Source organism: Amycolatopsis sp. NPDC104587 (genome assembly GCF_055583645.1).
In genome coordinates this window covers 254,561-276,048 of the sequence record NZ_JBVJNO010000010.1, presented here as the reverse complement: position 1 = coordinate 276,048, position 21,488 = coordinate 254,561, and the positions used below count along the sequence as shown (strand labels likewise).

Below are 21,488 nucleotides of genomic sequence, written 5' to 3'. Positions count from 1 at the left end.
AGCGCGTGCCTACCAGACGGCGGCCGTCAGCGCCTCGCCCAGGTCCAGCTCACGGCTGGTCTGGGTGAGGTCGGACTCGACCATCATCCGCATCAGCTCTTCGAACGACACGGTCGGCCGCCAGCCCAGCCCGGCGTAGGCGCGGGTCGCGTCGGCGCAGAGCACCTCGACCTCGGCCGGGCGCACCAGGCCCGGGTCGACGACGACGTGGTCGCGCCAGTCGAGCCCGGCCGCCGCGAACGCGATTTCGGCCGCCTGGCGGACGGTGTGCATCCGGCCGGTGCCGATCACGTAGTCGACGGCTTCGTCCTGCTGCAGCATCAGGTGCATGGCGCGCACGTAGTCGCCGGCGAAGCCCCAGTCGCGGACCGCGTCGAGGTTGCCCAGCCGCAGCTCGTCCTGCACACCCAGCTTGATCCGCGCGACGGCGTTGGAGATCTTGCGCGTGACGAACTCCATGCCGCGGCGCGGGGACTCGTGGTTGAACAGGATGCCGGAGACGCCGTACATCCCGTAGGACTCGCGGTAGTTGCGGGTGATGTAGTGGCCGTAGCACTTCGCGACGCCGTACGGGCTGCGCGGGTGCAGGATCGTCAGCTCGTTCTGCGGCGTCTCGGCCGCCTTGCCGAACATCTCCGACGACGAGGCCTGGTAGAAGCGGATCTGCCCGCCCGGCGCGGCCCGCGACTTGTCGAGCCCGCAGACCATCCGGATCGCCTCGAGCACACGCAGCACGCCCATGCCGTTGACGTCGGTGGTGAGCTCGGCCTGCTGCCAGGACATCGGGACGAACGAGATCGCGCCCAGGTTGTACACCTCGTCCGGCTGGACGAGGTCCACCGCCGCGACGAGACTCGCCTGGTCGAGCAGATCGCCGTGCACGAAGTTCAGCTCCGCGGCCAGCCGGCTCACGCGCGACTTGCGGGGGTTGGCCTGGCCGCGCACCAGGCCCCAGACCTGGTACCCCAGGCCGAGCAGGTGCTCGGCGAGGTAGGAGCCGTCCTGCCCCGTGATGCCCGTGATCAATGCTCGTTTTGTCATGGTTCTCCCACGTCCACCGGCCGGCCACGCCCACGGCTACCCGAGACTGCCGTTGATCGCCATCATTGGACGCCCCGCCGACTCGGGAAAACACTCGACAATGCCCCGGTTCCGCGGCGATCACTGGTGATTTCCCTTGCCGTTCCGGCCCATCCTGCAGCTTTCCGGTATCCCCGAAGGCTTGCGAGGACCCGATGGCCATCCGTTACCCCGTCTCCCAGCCGTACCTCACGGGCCGGGAGATCGACTACGTCACCGAAGCGGTCGAGACCGGCTGGATCTCCGCTCAGGGGCCGTTCGTCCGCCGGTTCGAGGAGGCGTTCGCCGCGTGGAACGACCAGGCGCACGGCGTCGCCTGCTCGTCGGGCACGGCGGCGCTGACGCTCGCCCTGCGCGCGCTGGGCATCGGCCCGGGCGACGAGGTGCTGGTGCCCGAGTTCACCTACGTGGCCTCGGCGTGGGCGGTCACCTACACCGGCGCGACCCCGGTGTTCGTCGACTGCTTGAGCGACCTCACGCTCGACCCGGTGCTGGCCGAGGCCGCGATCACCCCGCGCACCAAGGCGATCATGCCGGTCCACGTGCACGGCCGCCGCTGCGACATGGACGCGGTGATGGACCTGGCGTTCCAGTACAACCTGCGCGTCGTCGAGGACACCGCGGAGGCGCACGGCGTCCGCCCGGTCGGCGACGTCGCGTGTTTCTCTTTGTACGCCAACAAGATTGTGTCGTCCGGCGAGGGCGGCATCTGCCTGACGAACGACCCGCGGCTGGCCGCCCAGATGGCGCACCTGCGCGGCATGGCGGCCGGCAAGGCCCACGACTTCGTCCACAAGCAGCTCGCGTACAACTTCCGGATGACCAACCTGCAGGCCGGGGTGGCGCTGGCCCAGGTGGAGCGGTTCGACGAGATCCTCGAGCTGCGTGCCCAGATCGAGAAGCGCTACGACGAGCGCCTCGACTTCCCCGGTGTCACGCGGATGCCGGGCCGGGACGTGCTGTGGATGTACGACCTGCTGGCCGACGACCGCGAAGAGCTGCGCGCCCACCTGACGTCGGCGGGGGTGGACACCCGGCCGTTCTTCCCGCCGATGAGCCGCCAGCCGATGTACTTCCGCGAGTCCTGGACCGAGCTGAAGGCCGCCCGGTTCGCCGCCGAGGGCCTGTGCCTGCCGACGCACACGGGACTGTCCGAAGCGGACCAGGACCACATCGCCGACCGCGTCCGGGAGTTCTACGGGGTGCGCTGACGCGAAGAACCGCCCACCGGACTCCGGTGGGCGGTTCTCGTGGGTGGGGATCCGGCGGGCCGTCCGCAGTGACCAGGACAGCCCGCCGGAAGTCAGGAGAAGATGTCGTGAGTGGTAATTGGGGTTAGAACCCCAATTACCACTCACGACAGGCTGCGGCAGGGTGCTCAGCTTGCGGGCTGCTCCGCCGAGTCGAGGTCGCGGGCCAGCAGGTCCGCCACCGCCGAAAGCGCTTCCTCAGCGCCCTCGCCGTCCGCCGTCAGCAGCACCTCTTCGCCGCCGCGGACACCCAGCGCCATCACCCCGAGGATGCTCGACGCGTCGACCAGCTGGCTCTCGTCCCGGCCGATCTTGACCGGGACCGGCTGGCGCCCGGCCAGCTCGACGAGCAGCTTCACCGGCCGCGCGTGCAGCCCGACGGGCGAGCCGATCACCACTTTCCTACTGGACATCAGGAACTTCCCATCTTGTGAACGCTCAGTCGACCGATCGGGCCGAGAACTCTTCGACCACCTTGCGCGCCGACGGCACGTCCGGGGCCCCCAGCACCTCGCCGGCCAGGATTTCGCACTGCTCGAGCGTGTAGTCCTTCAACGCGGCCCGCACCGCCGGGACCGCGGACACCGACATCGAGAGACTGGTGATCCCCAGCCCCGCGAACACCGGCGCCAGCCCGGGGTCGCTCGCCGCCTCCCCGCAGATGCCGGCGGGTTTGCCGGCCGCCTTCGCCGCCGCCGCGACGGTGGCCACCAGCGCCAGCAGCGCCGGCTGCCACGGGTCCAGCAGCTCGCCCAGCTCGCCGAGCATGCGGTCGGCGGCGTAGGTGTACTGCGACAGGTCGTTGGTGCCGATGCTGACGAAGTCGACCTCCGCCAGGATGTCCCGCGCCCGGATGGCCGCGGCCGGCACCTCGATCATCACGCCGATCTTGCCGATCCCGTGCTCCCGCGCCAGTTCGCGGAACGCCGCCGCCTCCGCCGGGGTGGCGATCATCGGCGCCATCACCCGCACGTCCGCGTCGTGGTCGGCCGCCGCCAGGCTGATCGCTTTCAGCTGCGCGGTGAGCAGACCGGGGTTGCGGACGCCGACGCGGTACCCGCGCACCCCCAGAGCCGGGTTCGGCTCGTCTTCGGTGTTGGCGAACGGGATGTACTTGTCGGCCCCGGCGTCGAGCGTGCGGAGGACGACCGGACGGCCGCCGAACCCGCGCAGCACCTCGCCGTAGGCCGCCCGCTGCTCCTCGACCGTCGGAGCTTCCGTGCGGTCCAGGAACAGGAACTCGGTGCGGAACAGTCCGACGCCTTCCGAGTCGGCCGCCGCGTCCGACCCCGCGCCGCCGGCACTGCCGACGTTGAGCAGGAGCTTGACCGGATGGCCGTCCGCGGTGGCGCCGGGACCGCTGTGCGCCGCGAGCTTTTCCTTCAGGGACACCGCTTCCGCCTCGATCCGGCGGACGTGGTCGTCGTCCGGGTCGACCGCGACGGTGCCGCGGGTGCCGTCGACCGCGATCCGCGTCCCGTCCGCCAGGCCCGCGGCGCCGGCGCAGCCGACCACCGCGGGGATGCCCAGCGCCCGGGCGACGATCGCCGTGTGGCTGGTCGGCCCGCCCTTCTCGGTGACGATGCCGAGCACCTTCGCCGGGTCGAGCAGCACCGTGTCGGCGGGCGCGATGTCCTGGCCCACCAGCACGAACGCGCCCTCGACGGCCGGGATGCCCGGCTGGGCCAGGCCCAGCGCGGCGGCGATCGCGCGGTCGCGGATGTCGATCAGGTCCGCCGCGCGCTCGCCGAGGTAACCACCGATGGCTTCCAGCGCGGCGACGTGCTTGCCGAACGCGTCCCGGATCGCCCAGGCGGCCGGCCGGCCGTTGGTCACCGCGTCCGCGATGCCGGTCCGCAGGGACGGGTCCTGCGCCATCATGATCTGGGTGTCCATGATGGACTTCGACTCGCCCGAAACCGAAGCCGCGCGCTTCTCCAGGTCCGCCACCGCGGTGTCGAGCGCTTCGCCCGCCGCCGCCAGCTCCGCTTCGGGAGCCGACGGCGCGTCCCAGTGCTCGGGCAGCACCGGGGGCGGCGTCAGCCGCACCACCGGGCCGGCGGCCGCACCCGGGCTGGCCGGGTTGCCGCGCAGTTCGTCAACCACCGTGGGTCGCCTCCTCTAAGGTCCGCACCGCCCGCTCACGCGGGGACGGCGCCCGGCTCGATCGTCACCTTGATCGCCTCGCCGCTGCTGACGACGTCGATCGCCTTCAGCACGTCCGACAGCGGCAGGTGGTGGGTGATCAGGTCGTCGACCGGGACCTTGCCCGAGGAGATCAGCTCGAGCGCCTGGCGGTTGTGGTCCGGGCTGGACCCGTTGGCGCCGTAGATGGTCAGCTCGCGGTAGTGCACCAGGTTCGAGTCGCACGCGATGACCGGGTTGTCCTTCGGCAGGCCGCCGAAGAAGCTGATCCGGCCGCGGCGCGCGGTCATCTTCAGCGCGTCCTCCTGGGCCTTGCCCGCCGCCGCGGCCGTGATGACCACGTCGGCGCCGTCGCCCCCGGTGAGCTCGAGGACCTTCTCGACCACGTCGACCTCGCTGCCGCAGATCGCGACGTCCGGCTTGACGAGGTCGGCCGCGAGGTCCAGCCGGTGCCGGTTGAGCTCGACCAGGTACACCGCGGCCGCGCCCTTGGCCCTGGCCAGCCGCACGTGCAGGCAGCCGATCGGGCCCGCGCCGACGACCACCACGACGTCACCCTCGCCGACCTGCGCGAAGTTCTGTCCGTTGAGGACACACGCGAGCGGCTCGGCCACCGACGCCTCGGCGTAGCTGACGCCCTCGGGAATCCGGTTGACGCCGTCGACCTTGAGGACCTGCTTCGGCACGATCATGTACTCGGCGAAGCCACCGTCGAAGTGGTAGCCCATCGACAGCTGGTTCGGGCAGACCTGCTGCAGCCCCTTGCGGCACTGCTTGCACTCGCCGCACGGGATGGCCGCGATGACCTGCACGCGGTCACCGGGCGCCCAGCCCGACGTGTTCGAGCCGGTCTCCACGACCTCGCCGGCGATCTCGTGGCCGATCACGCGCGGCGGGTCGATGTGGTGGTGCCCGTGCCGGAAGATCTTCAGGTCCGTACCGCACGTCGACGTGTTGTGCACCCGGATCTTGATCTCGTCCGGGCCGGGGTTCGGTTCGTCCGCGTCTTCGACCCGCAGGTCGCCCGGCGCGTAGAAACGTGCCACCTTCATCGGGAAAACTCCTCGTCCACTTCGTTCAACAGTCGCAGGATCGTTTCGGCGTCCGGCGCTTCGCGCAGTTCCTTGACCTGGTCGGCGTCCATCAGGATCCGGGCCAGCGAGGACAGGATCCCGACCTGCTCCGAGCCCTTCGCCGCGATGCCGACGCAGAGCCGGACGTCGTTGCCGTCCCAGTCGACCCCGTCGGGGAACTGGAGGATCGCCAGGGCGGTCCGCTTGACGAACTTGCGGGACTCGTCGGTGCCGTGCGGGATCGCGACCCCCTCGCCGAGGTAGGTCGAGACGGACTTTTCGCGCTCGTGCATGGCGTCGACGTACTCCGGCTCCACCGCCCCCAGCTCCAGGAGCTTCCGGCCGACCTGGGCGATCGCGTCGGCCTGGTCGGGGGCGGTGCGGCCGATGAGCACGGACTCCGGCCCGAGGATGACGGCGTCAGTCGGCAAGGGAACCGCCGTCCCGGATCGCCTGTTCGACGCGGTCGAACACCGGGTCGCCGAGGAAGCTCTGGAACCCCAGGATGACGGCGGTGGTGTTCGCCTTGCGCGCCCGGCTGACCAAAGTGGACTGGCACAGCACGACCTGCGCGTCGCCGGGGATCTCGTTGACCGGCGTGTGCTCGACCTTGACCGAGTACGGCTTCAGCCGCTTGGCCAGCTGGGAGGCGACCATCACGCTGCTGCCCATCCCGGCGTCGCAGGCGATGATGACCTTCTTGACTTCCTTGCCTTCGATGCTGCTCATTCCCGTGCTTCCTTCCTTCGATCGACGGTGATCGTCACGCCACGGCCCCGCCGTTGGCCACGGCCAGCTCGCGCTCTTCCTTCCGGGCGTCCCGGCCGAACTTGAGCAGCACCGCCGCGATGATGAACGACACGGCCGCCGCGATCACGACCCCCGCGATCACGCCCAGGTAGCCGCCCTTCGGCGTCACCGCGAGGACCGCGATGATGCTGCCCGGCGACGGCGTGGCGGTCAGGCCCGCGTTGAAGATGCTGAACGTCGCGACACCCGCCGCGCCACCGGCGATCGCGGCCAGGATCAGCCGCGGGGTCGCCAGGATGTACGGGAAGTAGATCTCGTGGATGCCGCCGAGGAACTGGATGACGATCGCGCCCGGCGCGGTGGCCCGCGCGCTGCGGGCGCCGAAGAGGGTCAGCGCCAGCAGGATGCCGAGGCCGGGGCCGGGGTTCGGCTCGATCAGGAACTGGATGGCCTTGCCGTCCCGCAGCGCGTCGGCGACGCCCAGCGGGCTCAGCACGCCGTGGTTGATCGCGTTGTTGAGGAACAGCACCTTGGCCGGCTCGACGATGATCGAGACCAGCGGCAGCAGGTGGGCGTCGATCAGGGCCTGCACGCCGTTGCCGAGGCCCTTGGTGATGCCCTGCACGACCGGGCCGATGCCCAGCATGCCCAGCACCGCCATCGTGCCGCCGATGATGCCGGCGCTGAAGTTGTCGACGAGCATCTTGAAGCCCGGCGCGGTCTTGCTGCCGACCTTGTCGTCCCAGAGCTTGATCAGGAAGCCGCCCAGCGGGCCCACGATCATCGCGCCGAGGAACATCGGGATCGACGCGCCGACGGCGATGCCGACCGTGGCCACCGCGCCGACGACGGCGCCGCGCTGGCCGTGGACGATCCGGCCGCCGGTGTACCCGATCAGGACCGGCAGCAGGAAGTTGATCATCGGGTCGACGAGCTCGGCGATGTGCGCGTTGGGCGTCCACCCGCTCGGGATGAACAGCGCGGTGATCAAGCCCCAGGCGATGAACGCGCCGATGTTGGGCATGACCATGGCGGCGAGATGGCCGCCGAATCGCTGGATGGTGACCCGTGCGCGTTCGGCCCTCGACGGAGTTGCTTCCTCTTCGCGCTCCGCAGTGGTAGTCATCGTTGGCTTCCTTCTCTGGAAAAGGGTTTGGAGGGTTTTGCCATCCAGCGATGGCGTCGAGCGGGACGAAGGCGGTGCTATTCGCGCACTTTCTCGTCCCACTCCGGACGCGGGTCCACCCGCACTCGACGTGCCCCCACGTCTTCGGGACCCGGCATCGTGCTCCCGGGCAGCGACACCGCGGCCGCTCCCCAGGCGACGGCTGTGGCCAGCGCCTGCGGGCCACTCCCCCCTGCCGCCAGGAACCCGGCGAGCATCGCGTCGCCGGCTCCGACCGAGCTCCGCGGTTCGGCCGATGCGTTGGCGCACCAGACTCCCGCGTCTTCCACCAGCACGGCGCCCTTGCTGCCGAGACTGGCGAGTACCTTCCCCGCGCCGAGGGCGCGAAGCTCCTGGGCGGCGTCGACGACGTCGCGCACGGTGCCCAGCTGCCGGCCGACCGCTTCCTCGAGCTCGTCGAGGTTCGGCTTGACCAGGGCCGGGCCGGCCTTGACCGCGGCGCGGAACGCCGGGCCGCTGGTGTCGATGACGACCTTGGCGCCGGTCGTCGCCAGCCGCGCGATCAGGTCGGCGTAGAAGTCGTCACCGGCGCCGGGCGGCAGGCTTCCCGCCGCCACCACCCATTCCGCGTCGTCCACATGGGACATCAGGGTGTCGCACAGGGTCTCCAGCTCCGCACCCGACAGGTGCGGGCCGCTCTCGTTCACCTTGGTGACGGTCGCGTCCGGCTCGACCACGCTGATGTTGCTGCGCACCGGTTCGGCGGTGCGCACGCGGACGACGTCGATGTTGTAGTCGTGCAGCAGGCCGATCAGGTGGTCGCCGTCGGCGCCACCGGCGGGCACGACCGCCCGGGCCTTGAGTCCGTTGCGGACCAGCGCACGGGCCACGTTGATGCCCTTGCCGCCCGGCTGGACGCGCGCACCCGTCGCCCGGTGCAGCTCGCCCCGGATGAGCCGGTCGACCTCGACCGTCCGGTCGACGCTCGGGTTCGCCGTCAGGGTCACGAACACTTCAGCACACCTCCACCGGGGTCCTCGTTGGTTTGGTTGATATTGCCTGTGTTCATCTTCGTTTGCAAGACCCGACTTCACCCAAAGTTCAACCGTTATCATCGGGAGATCGTGATCTTCCCGCCCTGGCCTGGAAGAACTCCGCACACGCGGCGAAGTCAAAAACCAACACAAAGCAATATCGCCAACACCGCCCCTGGGTACGGCAAGGCGGGCCGGGTGACCCTCCGGAATCCGGAAGATCGCCCGGCCCGCCGCCGAGTTCCCGCACGTCACACCGCTCCGGCCGGTCCGCCGGGCGGCCACCACCGGGGTCACCGCACGAAGTCCGGCAGCGCGCGCGGAGGCCACGACCCGACCCCGAAGATGCCCATGGAGTAGGCCTTCGAGATCAGCGCCGGCCGGTTCTTCACCTTCATCTTCCGCAGCAGCGTCGTCACGTGGTACTCGACGCCACCCCGGCTCATGTGCAGGTTGGCGGCCAGCTGGATCGTGGAGACCCCGGAGGCCACCCCTTCGAGGATCCGCGCGTCCATCTCGGACAGGACCTTCTTCTTGTGGCACGCGACCTGGTGGCCGCGGTCGTTCTTGTCCGGCCGGAAGACGACCGTGAGGCTGTCGAGCCGGTCGCCGAGGCCGTGCACCGTGGAGCCGATGAACTCGCCCGAGAGCGTCGTGCCGTTCTCCCGCATCACGAGGATGCGCTCGACGAACCGGCGCCGTTCGCCGCGGGCCAGCAGCCGCAGCTGGTTCTCCACCTTGCTCCGCACGCTGGGGTGCAGCAGGTCGCACAGGCTGGTCCCGGTCACCGCGTCCGAGCTGCGCTCGAAGACCCGGAAGAACTCCATGCTGGCCGACACCACGCGCAGGCGGTGGTCGAGGTTCACCATGCACATCTCGGGCGTGACCGCGTGGAGCGTGGGCTTGCGCGGAGCGGTCCGGGCGCCCCGGTCCACCAGGACGACACCGACACCCGCAGCCAGATCCGCAACGTCCGCACTCATGAAGGCATTCCTTTCTCCGGCTGGAAGCTGAACCACCCGGGGCGAAAAGGCCGGCGGCGGGGAAGGTCTCGGTGACCGTGTGAGCCGCTCTCCGGGGTGATGCAGATCATGTTATGCACGCTTGATTATCACCGGCAACACAATCCGGACACCTGGTCTTAACACTGTGGTGCGGTGGCGGCGGGGGTACGGAGGTACGGAGGGCGGTGGGGTGCGGTGCGGTACCGAACCCCGTACCGCACGGGCAAAATCGCTGCCCTTTCGCACTTTCGGCCTGGGAAAAGGGGGTCCGAACCAGCACCCCGCGCGCCGCACCGGGCTCCGAACCGTGGTGCGGACCCGCACCGGTCCGCACGCCGGGTGGTACGGACCCCGCACCCCGCGGTGCGGCAAGGGAAATCAGTTCTCGGGGTCGAGCGCGCCGAGGCGCTCGACGAGCTCCGAGCGGCCGCTCACCTCGAGCTTGCGGTAGGTGCCGGTCAGGTTCTTTTCGATCGCCCGCCGGGTGACGCCGAGCGAGTCGGCGATCCGCTGGTTCGTCCAGCCGCGCACCACGAGCCGCGCGACCGTCGCCTCGGTCTTCGTCAGGTTCCCCATGCTGTCACCGGAAAGCCGCAGCACCGGGCCGTTCAGCTCGGTCTCCCCGCTGCCGTCCAACCAGGACGCGCCGATCAGCTTGACCAGCTCCCGGCCCTCGGCCAGCAGCTCCTCGGCCTCCGGCAGCCCGGCGTCGAGCAGGCGGGTGCCCAGGATGACGGCGGTGCGGGCACGCTCGACGACGTTCTCCGACTCGCGGACGATGCCGGCGGCCTCCTGCAGCAGCGCGATGCCCTCGGCGCCGCCGGTCAGCATGCCTTGCAGGCGCAGGGAACGCCCGACGCTGAGCGGTGTCCCCCAGCGCTGCGCGTACTGGTCCTCCTCGGACGCGTGCGCCTGGGCGGCGGCCAGGTCGCCGAGGCGCTGGCGCACCAGCGCGGCCCAGATCCGCCACGGGTACTGCGGGGTGTTGACCCAGCCCTCGCGCTCCAGCCGGCGGCCGCAGTCGAGGAACCGGCCCAGCGCCGTGGCCGGGTCGCCGCGGACCAGGTCGACCATCCCGCGGGTCAGCCGCCGGGCGGCGAACACCCGGTGGTCGGTGCTGTCCATCGGCACGGCCAGCAACCGCTCCCCCAGCTCGGGGTCCTGGGTTTCCAGGGCGACCTGGGCGAGCGTGGTGACCGACCGCGCGAGCGCGTCCGGCCAGGCGTCGTGGCCGGGGCCTTCGAGCACGCCGAGCGCGATCCGCCGGGCCTTGGCCAGCTCCCCTTGCGCCAGCTTGACTTCCGCGGTTTCGGCGGCGATCAGCGGCGCGGTGCCGGGCCAGTGTTCCTGGGCCGCCTGCGCGGCCGCGGTCAGCGCGGGCTCGAGCACCGCGGCGCGGTCGGCCAGCACCGTCGTGGACACCAGCAGCGGCAACGACGTGTAGGCGTGGCGCGGGTCGAGCGGCTCCTCGCTGATCAGTCGCTTGAGGACGGTCTCGACGTCGTCGGCCGCGACGCTGCCCGAAAGCACCGCGGCGTGCAGCAGCACCACCGCCAGCTCGCGGCCCGCGGGCGAGTCCAGCCGTTCGGCCCGGTCGAGCTCGGTGAGCCGGGCCAGCGCGGCATCACCACCCGGCGGCTGCCCGATCCCCGGGTACCAGCCGCGCGCCTCGGCCCGCAGCGTGAGCTCGACCGGTTCGCCCGCGCGCAACGCGGGTTCGACGGCGGCGCGCACGGCCGCGCCGAGGCTCGGCGCCGACGCGGCGAACGCGGGCGGGATCCACAGCGCCGCTTCGGCTTGCTGCGGCCCGGCCGGCAGCAGCGACAACGCCTGCGACAGGTGCCGGGCGGCGGCGACGAGGTCGAACCCGCGTTCCGCGGCGGCCAGCTCGACGAGCAGCCGGCCGCGCTCTTCGCTGTCGGGCGCGGTGTTCAGCAGTGCCCGGCGCAGGTAGCGCGCCGCCAGCTCACCCGCGCCGCGCTCGAGCACGGTCACCGCAGCCGAGCTGAGGATCCGCACTTCCCAGGGGTCTTCGGCGGTGCCGACCTTCATCAGCGTCTCGGCGACACGCTCGGCCGGGCGGCCGTGGTCGTAGAGCAGCCGGGCGGCGCGCCGGTAAAGGGTCTCCCGCAGCTCCACCGGGATCGCGGACTCGACGCCGTCCCGCACGCTCGTGGTGACGAACCCGATCCGGCCGTCCTGGCGGTCGGCCAGGCGCAGCCGTTCGAGGTGCTGCACCGCCGAGGAGTACTCGACGTCGTCGAGGCCGGCGAGGTCGGCGGCGAGCCCGGGTTCGGCGAGGTCGCCGAGCACCGCGACCGCGCGCGCCAGCGCGAGCACCGCCGGCGGCTGCGACCCCAGCGACATCAGCACGCGGTGGTCGAGCACCCGCACCGCTTCGGCCTCTGCGGCGGCGGTCTGCGCGGCGATCGGCCGCAGCCCCTCGGCGACCAGTCCGGTGAGGACGGTCGCGACGTCGGCGGGGTTGCCGCCGGAGACGCGGTGCAGCATCGCGGTGAACGGCTCTTCCGCGCGCTCGCCGAAGGCGACTTCGGCCATCGACGCGACCCCGGACGCCGAAAGCGGGGCGGGCACCACGATCCGCGCGGCCGCCGTCACCAGCTCGTGCACCAGCGGGTACTTCGGCGCCTCGCACTCGTCGGCCAGCGCCAGCGCCAGCAGGATCCGCGACCCGCTCAGCCGCTTGGCGAGGTACCCCAGCAGCCGCAGCGATCCCTGGTCGGCCCACTGCAGGTCGTCGACGATCACCACGACGAGGTCGTCGTGGGACATCGCGTGCACGACCGTGTGCAGTCCATAAAGGACGGCTTCGGTCGGGAGGTAGTGCTCGTGGCCGTTGGTGATGAGCCGTTCCTCGGTCAGCGCGCGCAGGATCTGCTCGGACGCGCCCTGGAACCAGCGGTCCCGTTCGGCCTCGCCGGCGGCGACGAGCACCGGGCGGCACAGCTGCTGGGCGATGCCGAACGCGAAGTCCTCCTCCAACCGGGTGGCGTCCGCGCGCAGGACCCGCGCCCCCGCGCCGAGCGCCGCGGCCGTCGTGTCGCGCAGCAGCGCCGACTTCCCGCTGCCGGCCGGGCCGCTGATCAGCAGCAGCGAGCCGTCACCGCCCGCGGCCGCGTTCAACGCGGTCGCGATCGCGGCCCGTTCGGCGTCACGCTCCAGCAGCACCGGTCATCAACTCGCCGCGGTGCCGGGGCTCATCAGCTCGGCGAGCTGCCCCCGGCCGGTCACGGTCAGCTTGCGGTAGATCCGGGTCAGGCGCAGCTCGACCAGCCGGCCGCTCAGCTGCAGCGCCCGGGCGATCTCCGGATTCGTGCGGCCCGCGGCGGCGAGCGCGGCGATCCGGGCCTCCTGTTCGGACAGGGCGCCGGCGGGGGCGCCGGGCGCGGCCCGGAAACCGGGGTCGGAGCCGTGGCGGGCCAGGCCGCCCGAAACCTCGCGGATCTTCTCCGCCAGTCCGGCCGGCAGCAGCTGCGGCCGCAGGGTCGCCACCCGCCCGAGCAGCGCGGCGGCTTCGGCGGTGTCGCCGTCTTCGAGCCGTGCGGCGGCCAGCTCGGTGACGGCCGTCAGGAAGTCGACGCGGCGGGCGGTGCCCTCCAACAGGGACACGGCGCGTTCGAGGTGTGCCCGGCGCTCGGCGCCGGTGAAGATCTCGGCCAGCCGCAGGCTCGTGGCGCCGCGGGCGCCCGGCACCCCCCAGGTTTCCGCGCGGTCGAGCGCTTCGCGGGCCAGTTCGCCGGCGTCGGCGCCGGAACGGGCCGAGGCGAGCGCCGCGCCGGTCCGCCACGGCAGGTCGACGGGGTTGCCCTCGCGCCGCCCGGCGGCGCCGCGGCCGGCCGCGGTGAAGGCTTCGAGCGCGGCCCGCGCGTCTCCCTTGGCCAGGTGCGCGAAACCGCGTTGCACCAACAGGTACCCCGCCGCCGAGCCGTCTTCGGCGCCGGCCGGGAGCACCGCGCCCACCGCGCGTTCGGCTTCGTCGACGCGCATCGCGGCCAGCGCCACCTCCGCGCGCACGGCCAGCAGGCCCGGCAGCGCCCGCGGGTGCCAGGCCCGCTCCGGCAGCCGCGCCACGGCGGCGTCGAGGTCGGCTTCGGCCTGGCCGAGGTTGCCGCGCCGCACCTCGCAGCGCGCCCGCAGCAGCAGTGCGTTCGCCGCTGCCGCGCGCGCCCCGGCATGGGTCGCGTCCTGGTGGACGTCGGTGAGGCTGAGCACGGCTTCGGAAAGCTCGTCGGCGCAGAACAGCACCCACGCGGCCTGCAGTCGCAGCGTGTACGGGAGGCTCGCGCCCGGTTCGAGCGCCAGCCGGGCGAGCTCCCGCGCGCGGCCGGGCCGCCGCCCGCTGCGGGCGAGCCGCACCGCGTTCGTCGCCGCGCGCACCGGATGGGTGTCGCCGGGCGCGGACTCCGGCGCGTCGAACCCGGGGACCGGGACGACCGGGCCCGCCGAGCAGTCGTCCTGCGCCAGCCGGCCGAGCGCGGCCAGCGCGGCCGTCCCGGCGGCGAACGCGCTGCGCCGGCGGCAGGTCGCGGCGATCACCCGGTGCGCGGTGCGGGTGTCCCCGCGGGCGAGCAGGTGGTCGGCGGCTTCGAGCAGGACCGCGCCGGAGACCTCGGGACCGGTGTCGAGCAGGACGCGCTGCAGGCGCTGGTCGCTCAGCTCCGGCTGGTCGGCGATCTCGGCCAGGGCCAGGCCCAGCATCAGCTTCCGGCGTTCGGCCGGGCTGACCGGCTCCCGCAGGGCCCGCCCGAGCAGCCGGGCCGCGCCGGCGTCGTCACCGAGGGCCCGGCGCTGCTCCGCGGCCCGGCGCAGGGTCGCGACGGCCCACGACGCGCCGACCGGGCGCACGGTGGCGAGCAGCTCGGCGAGCTGGTCGTCCGGCACGGCGGCGCGGTAGGCGAGCTCGACGCACCGGGTGGCGAGCTCGCCGCGGTCGGCGGCGCTCAGCGAGCCGAGCGCCGCGTCGGCGGTGGCGTCGTCGGCGATGCGCGTCGGCGCGTCCTCGCGCACCAGGCCGAAGCCGACCAGCTGGCGCAGGGCGTCGCCGACGCGGCCGGCGAGCGGGCCGGCCAGCGTCGTCACGAGGTCGAAGTCGAGCAGGCCGCGGCACACCGCGATGGCCCGGAGCAGGTTCAGGGCGTCGGCGGGCAGGGCCGCGATCGACACGGCGAGCTCGCCGGCGCGGACGTCGGCCAGGTGCGCGGTGACGGCGGGCAGGTGCGCGGCGACCGGGTCCTGCCCGGCGGCGGCGAGCCGTTCGAGCACCGGCGCGACCAGCGCGGGCCGGCCACCGGTGGCCTCGTGCAGCCCGGCGGTGAACCGCGGGTCGGCGTGGCTGCCGGGGAAGCGGCCGGCGACCAGCTCCCGCAGGCCGTCTTCGGTGAGCAGCCGGACGACGGCGGTCTCGCCGTCGAGCGCGGCCGGGGGCTCGCCGGTGGCCAGCACCGAGCGGACCAGCAGCATCGGCGCCTGCTGCAGCCGGTGTTCCATCGCTTCGAGCCAGGCCGTCGAGCCGGGGTCGGCCCACTGGACGTCGTCGACGGCGATCAGCAGCGGGCCCTGGCTCGCGACGCCCACGAAGTCGCCGCACAGGGTCGGGATCGAGCGGTCGGCCGAGGCGCGGCCGCAGGAGCGGGCCCCGCCGTCGAGGCGGCAGTCGGCGTCGGCGAGGTCGGCGAAGAGCCGGTTGATCACCCCGCGGTGCACGGCGGACTCCCCGGGCGAGCAGGACGCGAAGGCGGTGGTCACCCCGGCGGTCCTGGCCTCGCGCACGACGGCGTCGAGCAGCGCACTGCGCCCGGCGCCCCGCGGCCCGGCGACGGTCACCTGACCGGACCGCCCGGCCAGCAGCCCGCGGATGCCGCGGCGCAGCACACCGAGCTCGTCGTCCCGCTCGACGAGCCGGCCACCGGCGGTGCGGCGCGAGCGGTCGTCCCGCTCCCCGAGCCACGGCACGGTCAGCACCGGCGCGGCGACCGGGAGGGCGGGCCGTCCGGAAGTGCGCAGGACAGGCGCGACCGGCAACGCCGATCCGGCTCTACCTGGTCCGGGCACCACCATCACCCTCCGCCCGCAGCAGCGGTTTCCTGCCGTCACCCGAGGTTCACGAAAGAGTGACGTGGCTATGCAGCCTAAGACGATGAATGTTGGTTTAACAAGTCCGGCGCCTTCGTTTTGTCTGTACTTGACCCCCAGCGTCAACGCACTACCCACGTAGACCCAGAAACCCCTACATTCCGGACCGCGAGCTTGACACCCGGGCAGGGCGGTCGGTGAAGGTGACTCACCAGCCCTGTCGGATCCGTTTCGAGGCCGCGAACATGAAAAAGTCCCACGATCGCCGCGTCGCAACCAGCTCGGCGACGGCCCTGTCCTTCGGCGGCTGGGGCGACTACACGGTGTGGGCCGAACATGGATTCACACCCAAACCCAATTCCGGCCCCACGCCGCCGGCGGATGGTGACGGTGCGCGACCAGAGGGTGACAGTCCGGCCCGACCGGCCGAGCGGCGTGGTCGCGGCGAGGAGGCCGGCGCCGGGGCCACCGAGGGTGAGCCGGCCGCCCGAGGCGGTCGCCGGCGGCCGCGCGGCGACCAACCGGCCCCGGCTCGCCGCCCCGGCGAGAGCGCCGGCTCCCGCGACGGTGACCGCACCCGGGGCCGGGGCAAAGCCGCCCTGCGCGCGGACGATGCCGCCGGTCCCCGAAGCGCGGCGAGGGCCGCCGACGGCACGACCACGCCCCGAGGCAAGACGGCATCCGGCGAGACCGCCGGCCACACCCCAAGCCGCGGCACTCCCGCGCACGGAAACACCAAGCCCGGCGATGCGGCCGGCCGCGCCACCACTGCCCGAGGCAGGACAACGCCCGGCGAGACCGCCGACCGCGGCCCAGCTCCCCGAGGCACGGCGACACCCGGCAAGACCGCCGCCCCCCGAGGCAGAACAACCCCCGGCCAAACCGCCGCCCCCACCCCGAGCCGCGGCACTCCCACCCACCGCACCCCGGAACCCGCCACCCACACGCGTCGCACCCCCGGCCGCGCCGTATCCCCCGCCGAAACCCGCCCGCTCCCGCCCTACATCCGCGGCAGCATCCCCCCGCCTCCCCCGGCTCGGGACCTCCTCCCGCCCGAAGTCATCGTCAGCGCCACCGGGCGGCACCGGCGGGCGGGGGTGCTCGCGCCCGATCTCGCCGCCGTGTGCCGGATGTGCCAGATCCCCACCTCCGTCGCCGAGGTCTCCGCCTACCTGCTGCGGTCGCTGGACGACACCCGCGCGCTCGTGCGGGAAGGTGTCGACGCCGGGCTGCTCGTCGCCGCGGCCGCCGAGCTCGGGGTTGCCGGGCGGCCGCCGCTCGCGTTGCTGCACCGCGTTCACCAGGGACTGCTCCGGCTGTGAACTAGACACTTCCAGGAACGGGCGAACCTACGCTTCGGGGCATGGCGACCCAACTACTGGCGTCCTCCGACGTACTGAGCTACGTCAGCGAGCATTCGCAAGCCGAGGACGAGATCCTGCGCGAACTGCGCGACGAGACGGCGGCGCTGCCCATGGGGGCGGCGATGCAGGTGTCCGCGGAAGAAGGCCGGCTGCTCGCGATGCTGGTCAAGCTCACCCGGGCGCAGCTGGTGGTGGAGGTCGGCACCTTCACCGGGTACAGCTCCCTCTGCCTGGCCCGGGCCCTGCCCGAAACCGGCCTGCTCATCACCTGCGACGTCACCGACCGCTGGCCCGCCTTCGGCCGGCCCTACTGGCGGCGGGCCGGGGTCGAGGACAAGATCGACCTGCGGATCGCGCCCGCCATCACAGTGCTCGACACGCTCTTCTACGAGTACAGCCCGGGCACCGTCGACCTGGTCTTCATCGACGCCGACAAGGTCGGGTACGCCGCCTACTACGAGGCCGCGCTCGGCCTGCTCTCGCCCGACGGCCTCATCGTCGTCGACAACACGCTCTTCTTCGGCCGCGTCACCGATCCCGAGGCGCAGGACCCCGACACGGTCGCCATCCGCGAGTTCAACCGCTTCGTCCGCGACGACCCGCGGGTGGAGATCTCGCTGCTGCCGATGGCCGACGGCATCACGCTCATCCGCCGGGCGAACTGAACCCCCGCAAGCGAAAGAGACCGCCACGCCCGACCCGTGGCGGTCTTTTTCCCTGCCCGCACAACGGAAACGGAGAAGCCCGCCTCGCGGGTCGCGAGACGGGCCTCTGCGGGAAACGGCTCACCGCACCCCGGCGGGCTCGGTGAGGTCGGGCGCCACCAGGGTGACCGTCGTGGGCTCCTCCTGCGGCGCCGGCTCCAGGTGCAGGCGCTGCAGGCCGGGCGCCTCGCCGTCGGGCAGCACGGCCGCGCACGCGCACGCGTCGTCGGCGAACCCGGCGAAGCGGTAGGCGATCTCCATCATCCGGTTGCGGTCGGTCGGCCGGAAGTCGGCGACCAGGTGCGCGTCGGCGGTCGCGGCCTGGTTGGCCAGCCAGCGCAGGATGATCGAGCCCGCCCCGAACGACACGACGCGGCACGACGTCGCCAGCAGCTTCAGGTGCCAGAACTCGTCGAACGTCTCGAGCAGGATCACCCCGACCGCGCCGTGCGGGCCGAAGCGGTCCTGCATGCTGACCACCAGCACGCGGTGCGACGGGTCGCCGAGCAGGCTGCGCAGCTTCTCGTCGGAGTAGTGGATGCCGGTGGCGTTCATCTGGCTCGTGCGGCGCGTCAGCTCCTCGACGCGCGACAGCTCGGAGTCGGTCGCCGGCAGGATCGTCATGCGCAGGTCCAGCGAGCGCAGGAAGTCCTCGTCCGGGCCGGCGAACCCGGCCTGGGCCTCCTGACGGCGGAACGACGCCTGGTACATCTGGCGCCGCCGCCGCGAGTCGACGGTGACCGTGGCCGGGCTGAACTCCGGCAGGCCCGCCAGCTCCAGCACGTCTTCGGCGCGGTAGGTGCGCACCTGCGGGTGGTGGTAGGTCACCTCGGCCCGCTCGCTGTCGCGGTCGTCGACGAACGCGATCGTCTCGAGGGCGAACTTGAGGTCGTCGGCGATCGCCTTGACCGACTGGGACTTCGGGTGCCAGCCGATCTGCGGGAGCACGAAGTACTCCGCCAGCCCCAGCTCCTCCAGCCGCGCCCAGGCGTGCTCGTGGTCGTTCTTGCTCGCGACGGACTGGAGGATGCCGCGCGCGTCGAGGGTCTTCACCAGCTCGCGGACCGCGGGGGCCACCTCGACCGAGCCGTCCTCCAGCAGCGTGCCGTTCCACAGGGTGTCGTCGAGGTCCCACACCAGGCACTTGACCATGGTCGTGCTAGCCACCGGACTCCTCCTCAGTCGCCGGAATTCACGAGGACACGGGTGTGCCCCGCCAGGATGAGCTGGCAGATCTCGTTGCTGCCTTCGATGAGCTCCATCAGCTTCGCGTCGCGGTGCGCCCGGGCGACCACGTGGCCGTCCTGCGCCGCCGCCGAAGCCAGCACCTGCACCGCCGCGCCCGAGCCGCGGGCCGCCGCGGTCGAGCTGACGTACTTGGCCAGCACGGTCGCGACCACCATCTCGGGTGAGCGCTCGTCCCACGCGCGGCTGGCGTGCTCGCAGACGCGCGTCGCGGCCTGCTCGTCGGCGTACAGGTCGGCCAGGTGCCGGGCGACGAGCTGGCGGTCGGCCAGCGGCAGGCCGCCCTGGTGCCGCCGCGTGGCGTGCGCGCCGGCGGCGGCCAGGCAGGCCCGCAGGATGCCGACGCAGCCCCACGCCACCGAGATCCGGCCGTAGGCCAGCGCGGTCGTGACCAGCATGGACAGCTCGACCCCGCCGCCGCCGAGCACCGCCGAGCGGGGCAGCCGGACGTCGTGGAGCCGGACGGTCGAGTGGCCGGCGGCGCGGCACCCGCTGGGGTACGGGACGCGCTCGACGGTGACGCCCTCGGCGTCCGCCGGGACGACGACGGCCGTGCCGAGGCCGTCGAGCTCGCCGACGACCACGATCAGGTCCGCGTAGGCCGCGGCGGTGATCCAGACCTTCTCGCCGTTGACCACGACGTCGTCGCCGTCGGCGCGGACCGTCGTGGCCACTGTGGACAGGTCGCTGCCCGCGGCGGGTTCGCTGAACGCCACCGCGGCGAGGTCGCCCGAGGTGAGCCGGCCGAGGTAGCGGGCGCGCTGGGCCCGGTCGCCGAAGCGCTGGATCGTCCACGCCGCCATGCCCTGGGAGGTCATGACGCTGCGCAGCGAGCTGCACAGCGAGCCGGCGTGCGCGGTAAACTGTCCATTGTGGATACTGCTGGCGCCGACGCCGCCGAACATGGCGGGCACCTCGGCGCACAGCAGGCCACGGGCGCCCAGCGCGCGCAGCAGGTCCTCGGGCAGCAGGCCGTCGACGTCCCAGGCCGCCGCCCGGTCGCCGACCCGCGCGGTCAGCTCGGCGGCGGCCGCCTCGAGGGGGTTGTCACTCATCGAGCAGACGCCCCACGAGCGAGGTCATGCCCTCGACGGTGCGGAAGTTGTCCAGCTTCAGGTCCGGGCCGACGATCGCGATGCCGTAGGTCTGCTCGAGGAACACGACCAGCTCCATGGCGAACATCGACGAGACCAGCCCGGTGCGGAAGAGGTCCTGGTCGACCGGCACGTCCTGCTTGACGCGCCCGGTCAGGAACTCCCGGATCTCCCGCGTCACGGCCTCCGGCGTGCGTGCCGGGGTTGCGGTGGTGGAGACGTCGTTCACTCAGAACACCTTCCCGTACTCGTAAAAGCCCCGTCCGGTCTTCCGGCCGAGGTGGCCGTCGGCCACTTTGGACTGCAGCAGCGCGCACGGGGCGTGCCGCGGGTCGCCGGTGCGCTCGGCGAGCGCCCGCAGCGCGTCCGCGAGGTTGTCCAGGCCGATCAGGTCGGCGGTGCGCAGCGGGCCGGTCGGGTGGCCGAGGCAGCCCTGCATGAGCTCGTCGACCGCCTCCACCGACGCGGTGCCCTCTTCGACCAGCCGCGCGGCGTCGTTGATCATGGGGTGCAGCAGCCGGCTGGTGACGAACCCGGGCGAGTCGCGCACGACGATCGGGCGGCGGCTCAGCCGTTCCAGCAGGCCCAGCACCGAGTCCAGAGTGGACTGCCCGGTGCGCGGGCCGCGGACCACCTCGACGTTCGGGATGAGGTAGGCCGGGTTCATGAAGTGCGTCGCCAGCAGGTCCGCGGGCCGCTCGACCGCGTCGGCCAGCTCGTCCACCGGGATGCCGGAGGTGTTGGTGATCAAGGGTGTCCCCGGGGCGACCAGCGCCGCCAGCTCGCCGAGCACGCTCGCCTTGACCTTGTCGTCTTCGATGACCGCTTCGATGACCGCCGTCGCGTCCTTCGCCGCGCCCAAGCCGGTCGTCGCGGTCAGCTCGCCTTCGGCGACGTCGGGGAACGCGCCCATCAGGCGGCCGTGCCGCAGCTGCTGCGCCACCCGCCGCTTCGCGGATGCCACCGCCTCGCCGTCGGTTTCGACGAGCGTGACCGGAACCCCGTGTCCCAGTGCCATCGCCGTGATGGCCGAGCCCATCACCCCGCCGCCGATCACGGCCGGCCGATCCTGCGCCTGCCCGCCCACCGCGCCTCCTGAGTCTCCGGGATTCTTCCGTGGTGCGAAGGAAGCGTCGGGCACGGCGGTGGCCGCGGTCAACGAACCGGCGGCAACTCTAGGGTTTTCCGTCCGGCCCGGCCGCGTCCGGATCGGCGCGCAGCACACCCAGCGCCGCGAGATCGCCCATCCAGGCGCGCAGCGATCCCGTCAGCTCCGCCGGTTCGACACCGCAGGTGGGCGCGAGGGCGCCCGCCGCGGCCGCGGGATCCCAGTCGTGCTGGGCCAGCGCGATCCACATCGCCGCGCCGAGCCCGCTGGCGAGCACGCGGTGCTCCCCGGTGGGCAGCACCATTTCGAGCACGCCGGTGTCGTCGACGACCACCGCTAGCCCGGGCACCGGACGCATGGCGCTCCCCCGGGTTCTCCGTGCGCCGCCGGGCGCGTGCGGCCCCCGTGCGGCCGCATC

General features: G+C 72.6%; 19 protein-coding genes. 3 read left to right on the top strand and 16 right to left on the bottom strand.

Translation table 11 applies throughout. The annotated features are described in order from the left end of the window. Positions 1–9: 9 nt before the first annotated feature. Positions 10–1,041: a GDP-mannose 4,6-dehydratase gene (locus ACZ61C_RS31095; RefSeq protein ID WP_465311400.1), complete on the bottom strand. Its 1,032-nt coding sequence runs from the start codon at positions 1,039–1,041 to the stop codon at positions 10–12. A 194-nt stretch (positions 1,042–1,235) separates the two neighbouring features. On the opposite strand from ACZ61C_RS31095, the gene ACZ61C_RS31090 reads away from it, so the two are divergent. After that, positions 1,236–2,291, top strand: coding sequence for a DegT/DnrJ/EryC1/StrS family aminotransferase (locus ACZ61C_RS31090; protein WP_465311399.1), 1,056 nt, complete (start codon positions 1,236–1,238; stop codon positions 2,289–2,291). A 167-nt stretch (positions 2,292–2,458) separates the two neighbouring features. Here ACZ61C_RS31090 and ACZ61C_RS31085 read toward each other — a convergent pair whose 3' ends face one another. The 10 genes from ACZ61C_RS31085 to ACZ61C_RS31040 all read right to left on the bottom strand — a co-directional run bounded on the left by ACZ61C_RS31085 (position 2,459) and on the right by ACZ61C_RS31040 (position 15,504). After that, positions 2,459–2,743 carry an HPr family phosphocarrier protein gene (locus tag ACZ61C_RS31085; protein ID WP_465311398.1) on the bottom strand — a complete coding sequence of 95 codons (285 nt, stop codon included), beginning with the start codon at positions 2,741–2,743 and terminating at the stop codon, positions 2,459–2,461. A 25-nt stretch (positions 2,744–2,768) separates the two neighbouring features. Then, a complete protein-coding gene (gene ptsP / locus ACZ61C_RS31080; protein WP_465311397.1) occupies positions 2,769–4,436 on the bottom strand; it encodes a phosphoenolpyruvate--protein phosphotransferase in 1,668 nt (555 codons plus the stop codon). Positions 4,437–4,471: 35 nt separating this feature from the next. Next, positions 4,472–5,527 (bottom strand): zinc-dependent dehydrogenase, encoded by a 1,056-nt coding sequence (locus ACZ61C_RS31075; RefSeq protein WP_465311396.1) that lies wholly within the window; start codon positions 5,525–5,527, stop codon positions 4,472–4,474. Next, on the bottom strand, positions 5,524–5,979 hold the full coding sequence (locus tag ACZ61C_RS31070; protein WP_465311395.1) for a PTS mannitol transporter subunit IIA: 456 nt from the start codon (positions 5,977–5,979) through the stop codon (positions 5,524–5,526). Before ACZ61C_RS31070 ends, ACZ61C_RS31075 begins: the two co-directional genes overlap by 4 nt. Continuing rightward, the gene (locus ACZ61C_RS31065) at positions 5,969–6,277 is read right to left on the bottom strand and encodes a PTS lactose transporter subunit IIB (protein ID WP_465311394.1); all 309 of its coding nucleotides are present in this window, start codon (positions 6,275–6,277) and stop codon (positions 5,969–5,971) included. Before ACZ61C_RS31065 ends, ACZ61C_RS31070 begins: the two co-directional genes overlap by 11 nt. Positions 6,278–6,311: 34 nt before the next feature. Then, positions 6,312–7,424 carry a mannitol-specific PTS transporter subunit IIC gene (gene mtlA, locus ACZ61C_RS31060; RefSeq protein WP_465311393.1) on the bottom strand — a complete coding sequence of 371 codons (1,113 nt, stop codon included), beginning with the start codon at positions 7,422–7,424 and terminating at the stop codon, positions 6,312–6,314. A gap of 77 nt (positions 7,425–7,501) precedes the next feature. After that, entirely contained in the window at positions 7,502–8,437 is a 936-nt protein-coding gene (gene pfkB / locus ACZ61C_RS31055; RefSeq protein WP_465311392.1) for a 1-phosphofructokinase, read from the bottom strand. 314 nt (positions 8,438–8,751) lie between these two features. Beyond that, entirely contained in the window at positions 8,752–9,441 is a 690-nt protein-coding gene (locus ACZ61C_RS31050; RefSeq protein WP_465311391.1) for a helix-turn-helix transcriptional regulator, read from the bottom strand. Between the two features lie 399 nt (positions 9,442–9,840). Then, positions 9,841–12,651: an AAA family ATPase gene (locus tag ACZ61C_RS31045; protein WP_465311390.1), complete on the bottom strand. Its 2,811-nt coding sequence runs from the start codon at positions 12,649–12,651 to the stop codon at positions 9,841–9,843. 6 nt (positions 12,652–12,657) lie between these two features. Continuing rightward, positions 12,658–15,504, bottom strand: a complete 2,847-nt coding sequence (locus ACZ61C_RS31040; RefSeq protein ID WP_465311389.1) for an AAA family ATPase — start codon at positions 15,502–15,504, stop codon at positions 12,658–12,660. Positions 15,505–15,800: 296 nt separating this feature from the next. Between ACZ61C_RS31040 and ACZ61C_RS31035 the strand changes: the two genes are divergently transcribed. Together ACZ61C_RS31035 and ACZ61C_RS31030 are read left to right on the top strand one after the other, a co-directional pair. Beyond that, on the top strand, positions 15,801–16,877 hold the full coding sequence (locus tag ACZ61C_RS31035; protein ID WP_465311433.1) for a DUF742 domain-containing protein: 1,077 nt from the start codon (positions 15,801–15,803) through the stop codon (positions 16,875–16,877). Between the two features lie 41 nt (positions 16,878–16,918). Further along, entirely contained in the window at positions 16,919–17,584 is a 666-nt protein-coding gene (locus tag ACZ61C_RS31030; protein ID WP_465311388.1) for an O-methyltransferase, read from the top strand. Positions 17,585–17,704: 120 nt separating this feature from the next. On the opposite strand, the gene ACZ61C_RS31025 is transcribed toward ACZ61C_RS31030, so the two are convergent. The 5 genes from ACZ61C_RS31025 to ACZ61C_RS31005 form a co-directional block, all read right to left on the bottom strand. Next, positions 17,705–18,775 carry an HAD-IIIC family phosphatase gene (locus ACZ61C_RS31025; RefSeq protein WP_465311432.1) on the bottom strand — a complete coding sequence of 357 codons (1,071 nt, stop codon included), beginning with the start codon at positions 18,773–18,775 and terminating at the stop codon, positions 17,705–17,707. A 26-nt stretch (positions 18,776–18,801) separates the two neighbouring features. Further along, a complete protein-coding gene (locus ACZ61C_RS31020; protein WP_465311387.1) occupies positions 18,802–19,923 on the bottom strand; it encodes an acyl-CoA dehydrogenase family protein in 1,122 nt (373 codons plus the stop codon). Beyond that, positions 19,916–20,191, bottom strand: a complete 276-nt coding sequence (locus tag ACZ61C_RS31015; protein ID WP_465311386.1) for an acyl carrier protein — start codon at positions 20,189–20,191, stop codon at positions 19,916–19,918. Before ACZ61C_RS31015 ends, ACZ61C_RS31020 begins: the two co-directional genes overlap by 8 nt. Next, on the bottom strand, positions 20,192–21,049 hold the full coding sequence (locus tag ACZ61C_RS31010) for a 3-hydroxyacyl-CoA dehydrogenase family protein (RefSeq protein ID WP_465311385.1): 858 nt from the start codon (positions 21,047–21,049) through the stop codon (positions 20,192–20,194). It abuts the gene before it with no gap. Positions 21,050–21,137: 88 nt separating this feature from the next. Continuing rightward, entirely contained in the window at positions 21,138–21,428 is a 291-nt protein-coding gene (locus ACZ61C_RS31005; RefSeq protein WP_465311384.1) for a hypothetical protein, read from the bottom strand. Between the last annotated feature and the right edge of the window lie 60 nt (positions 21,429–21,488).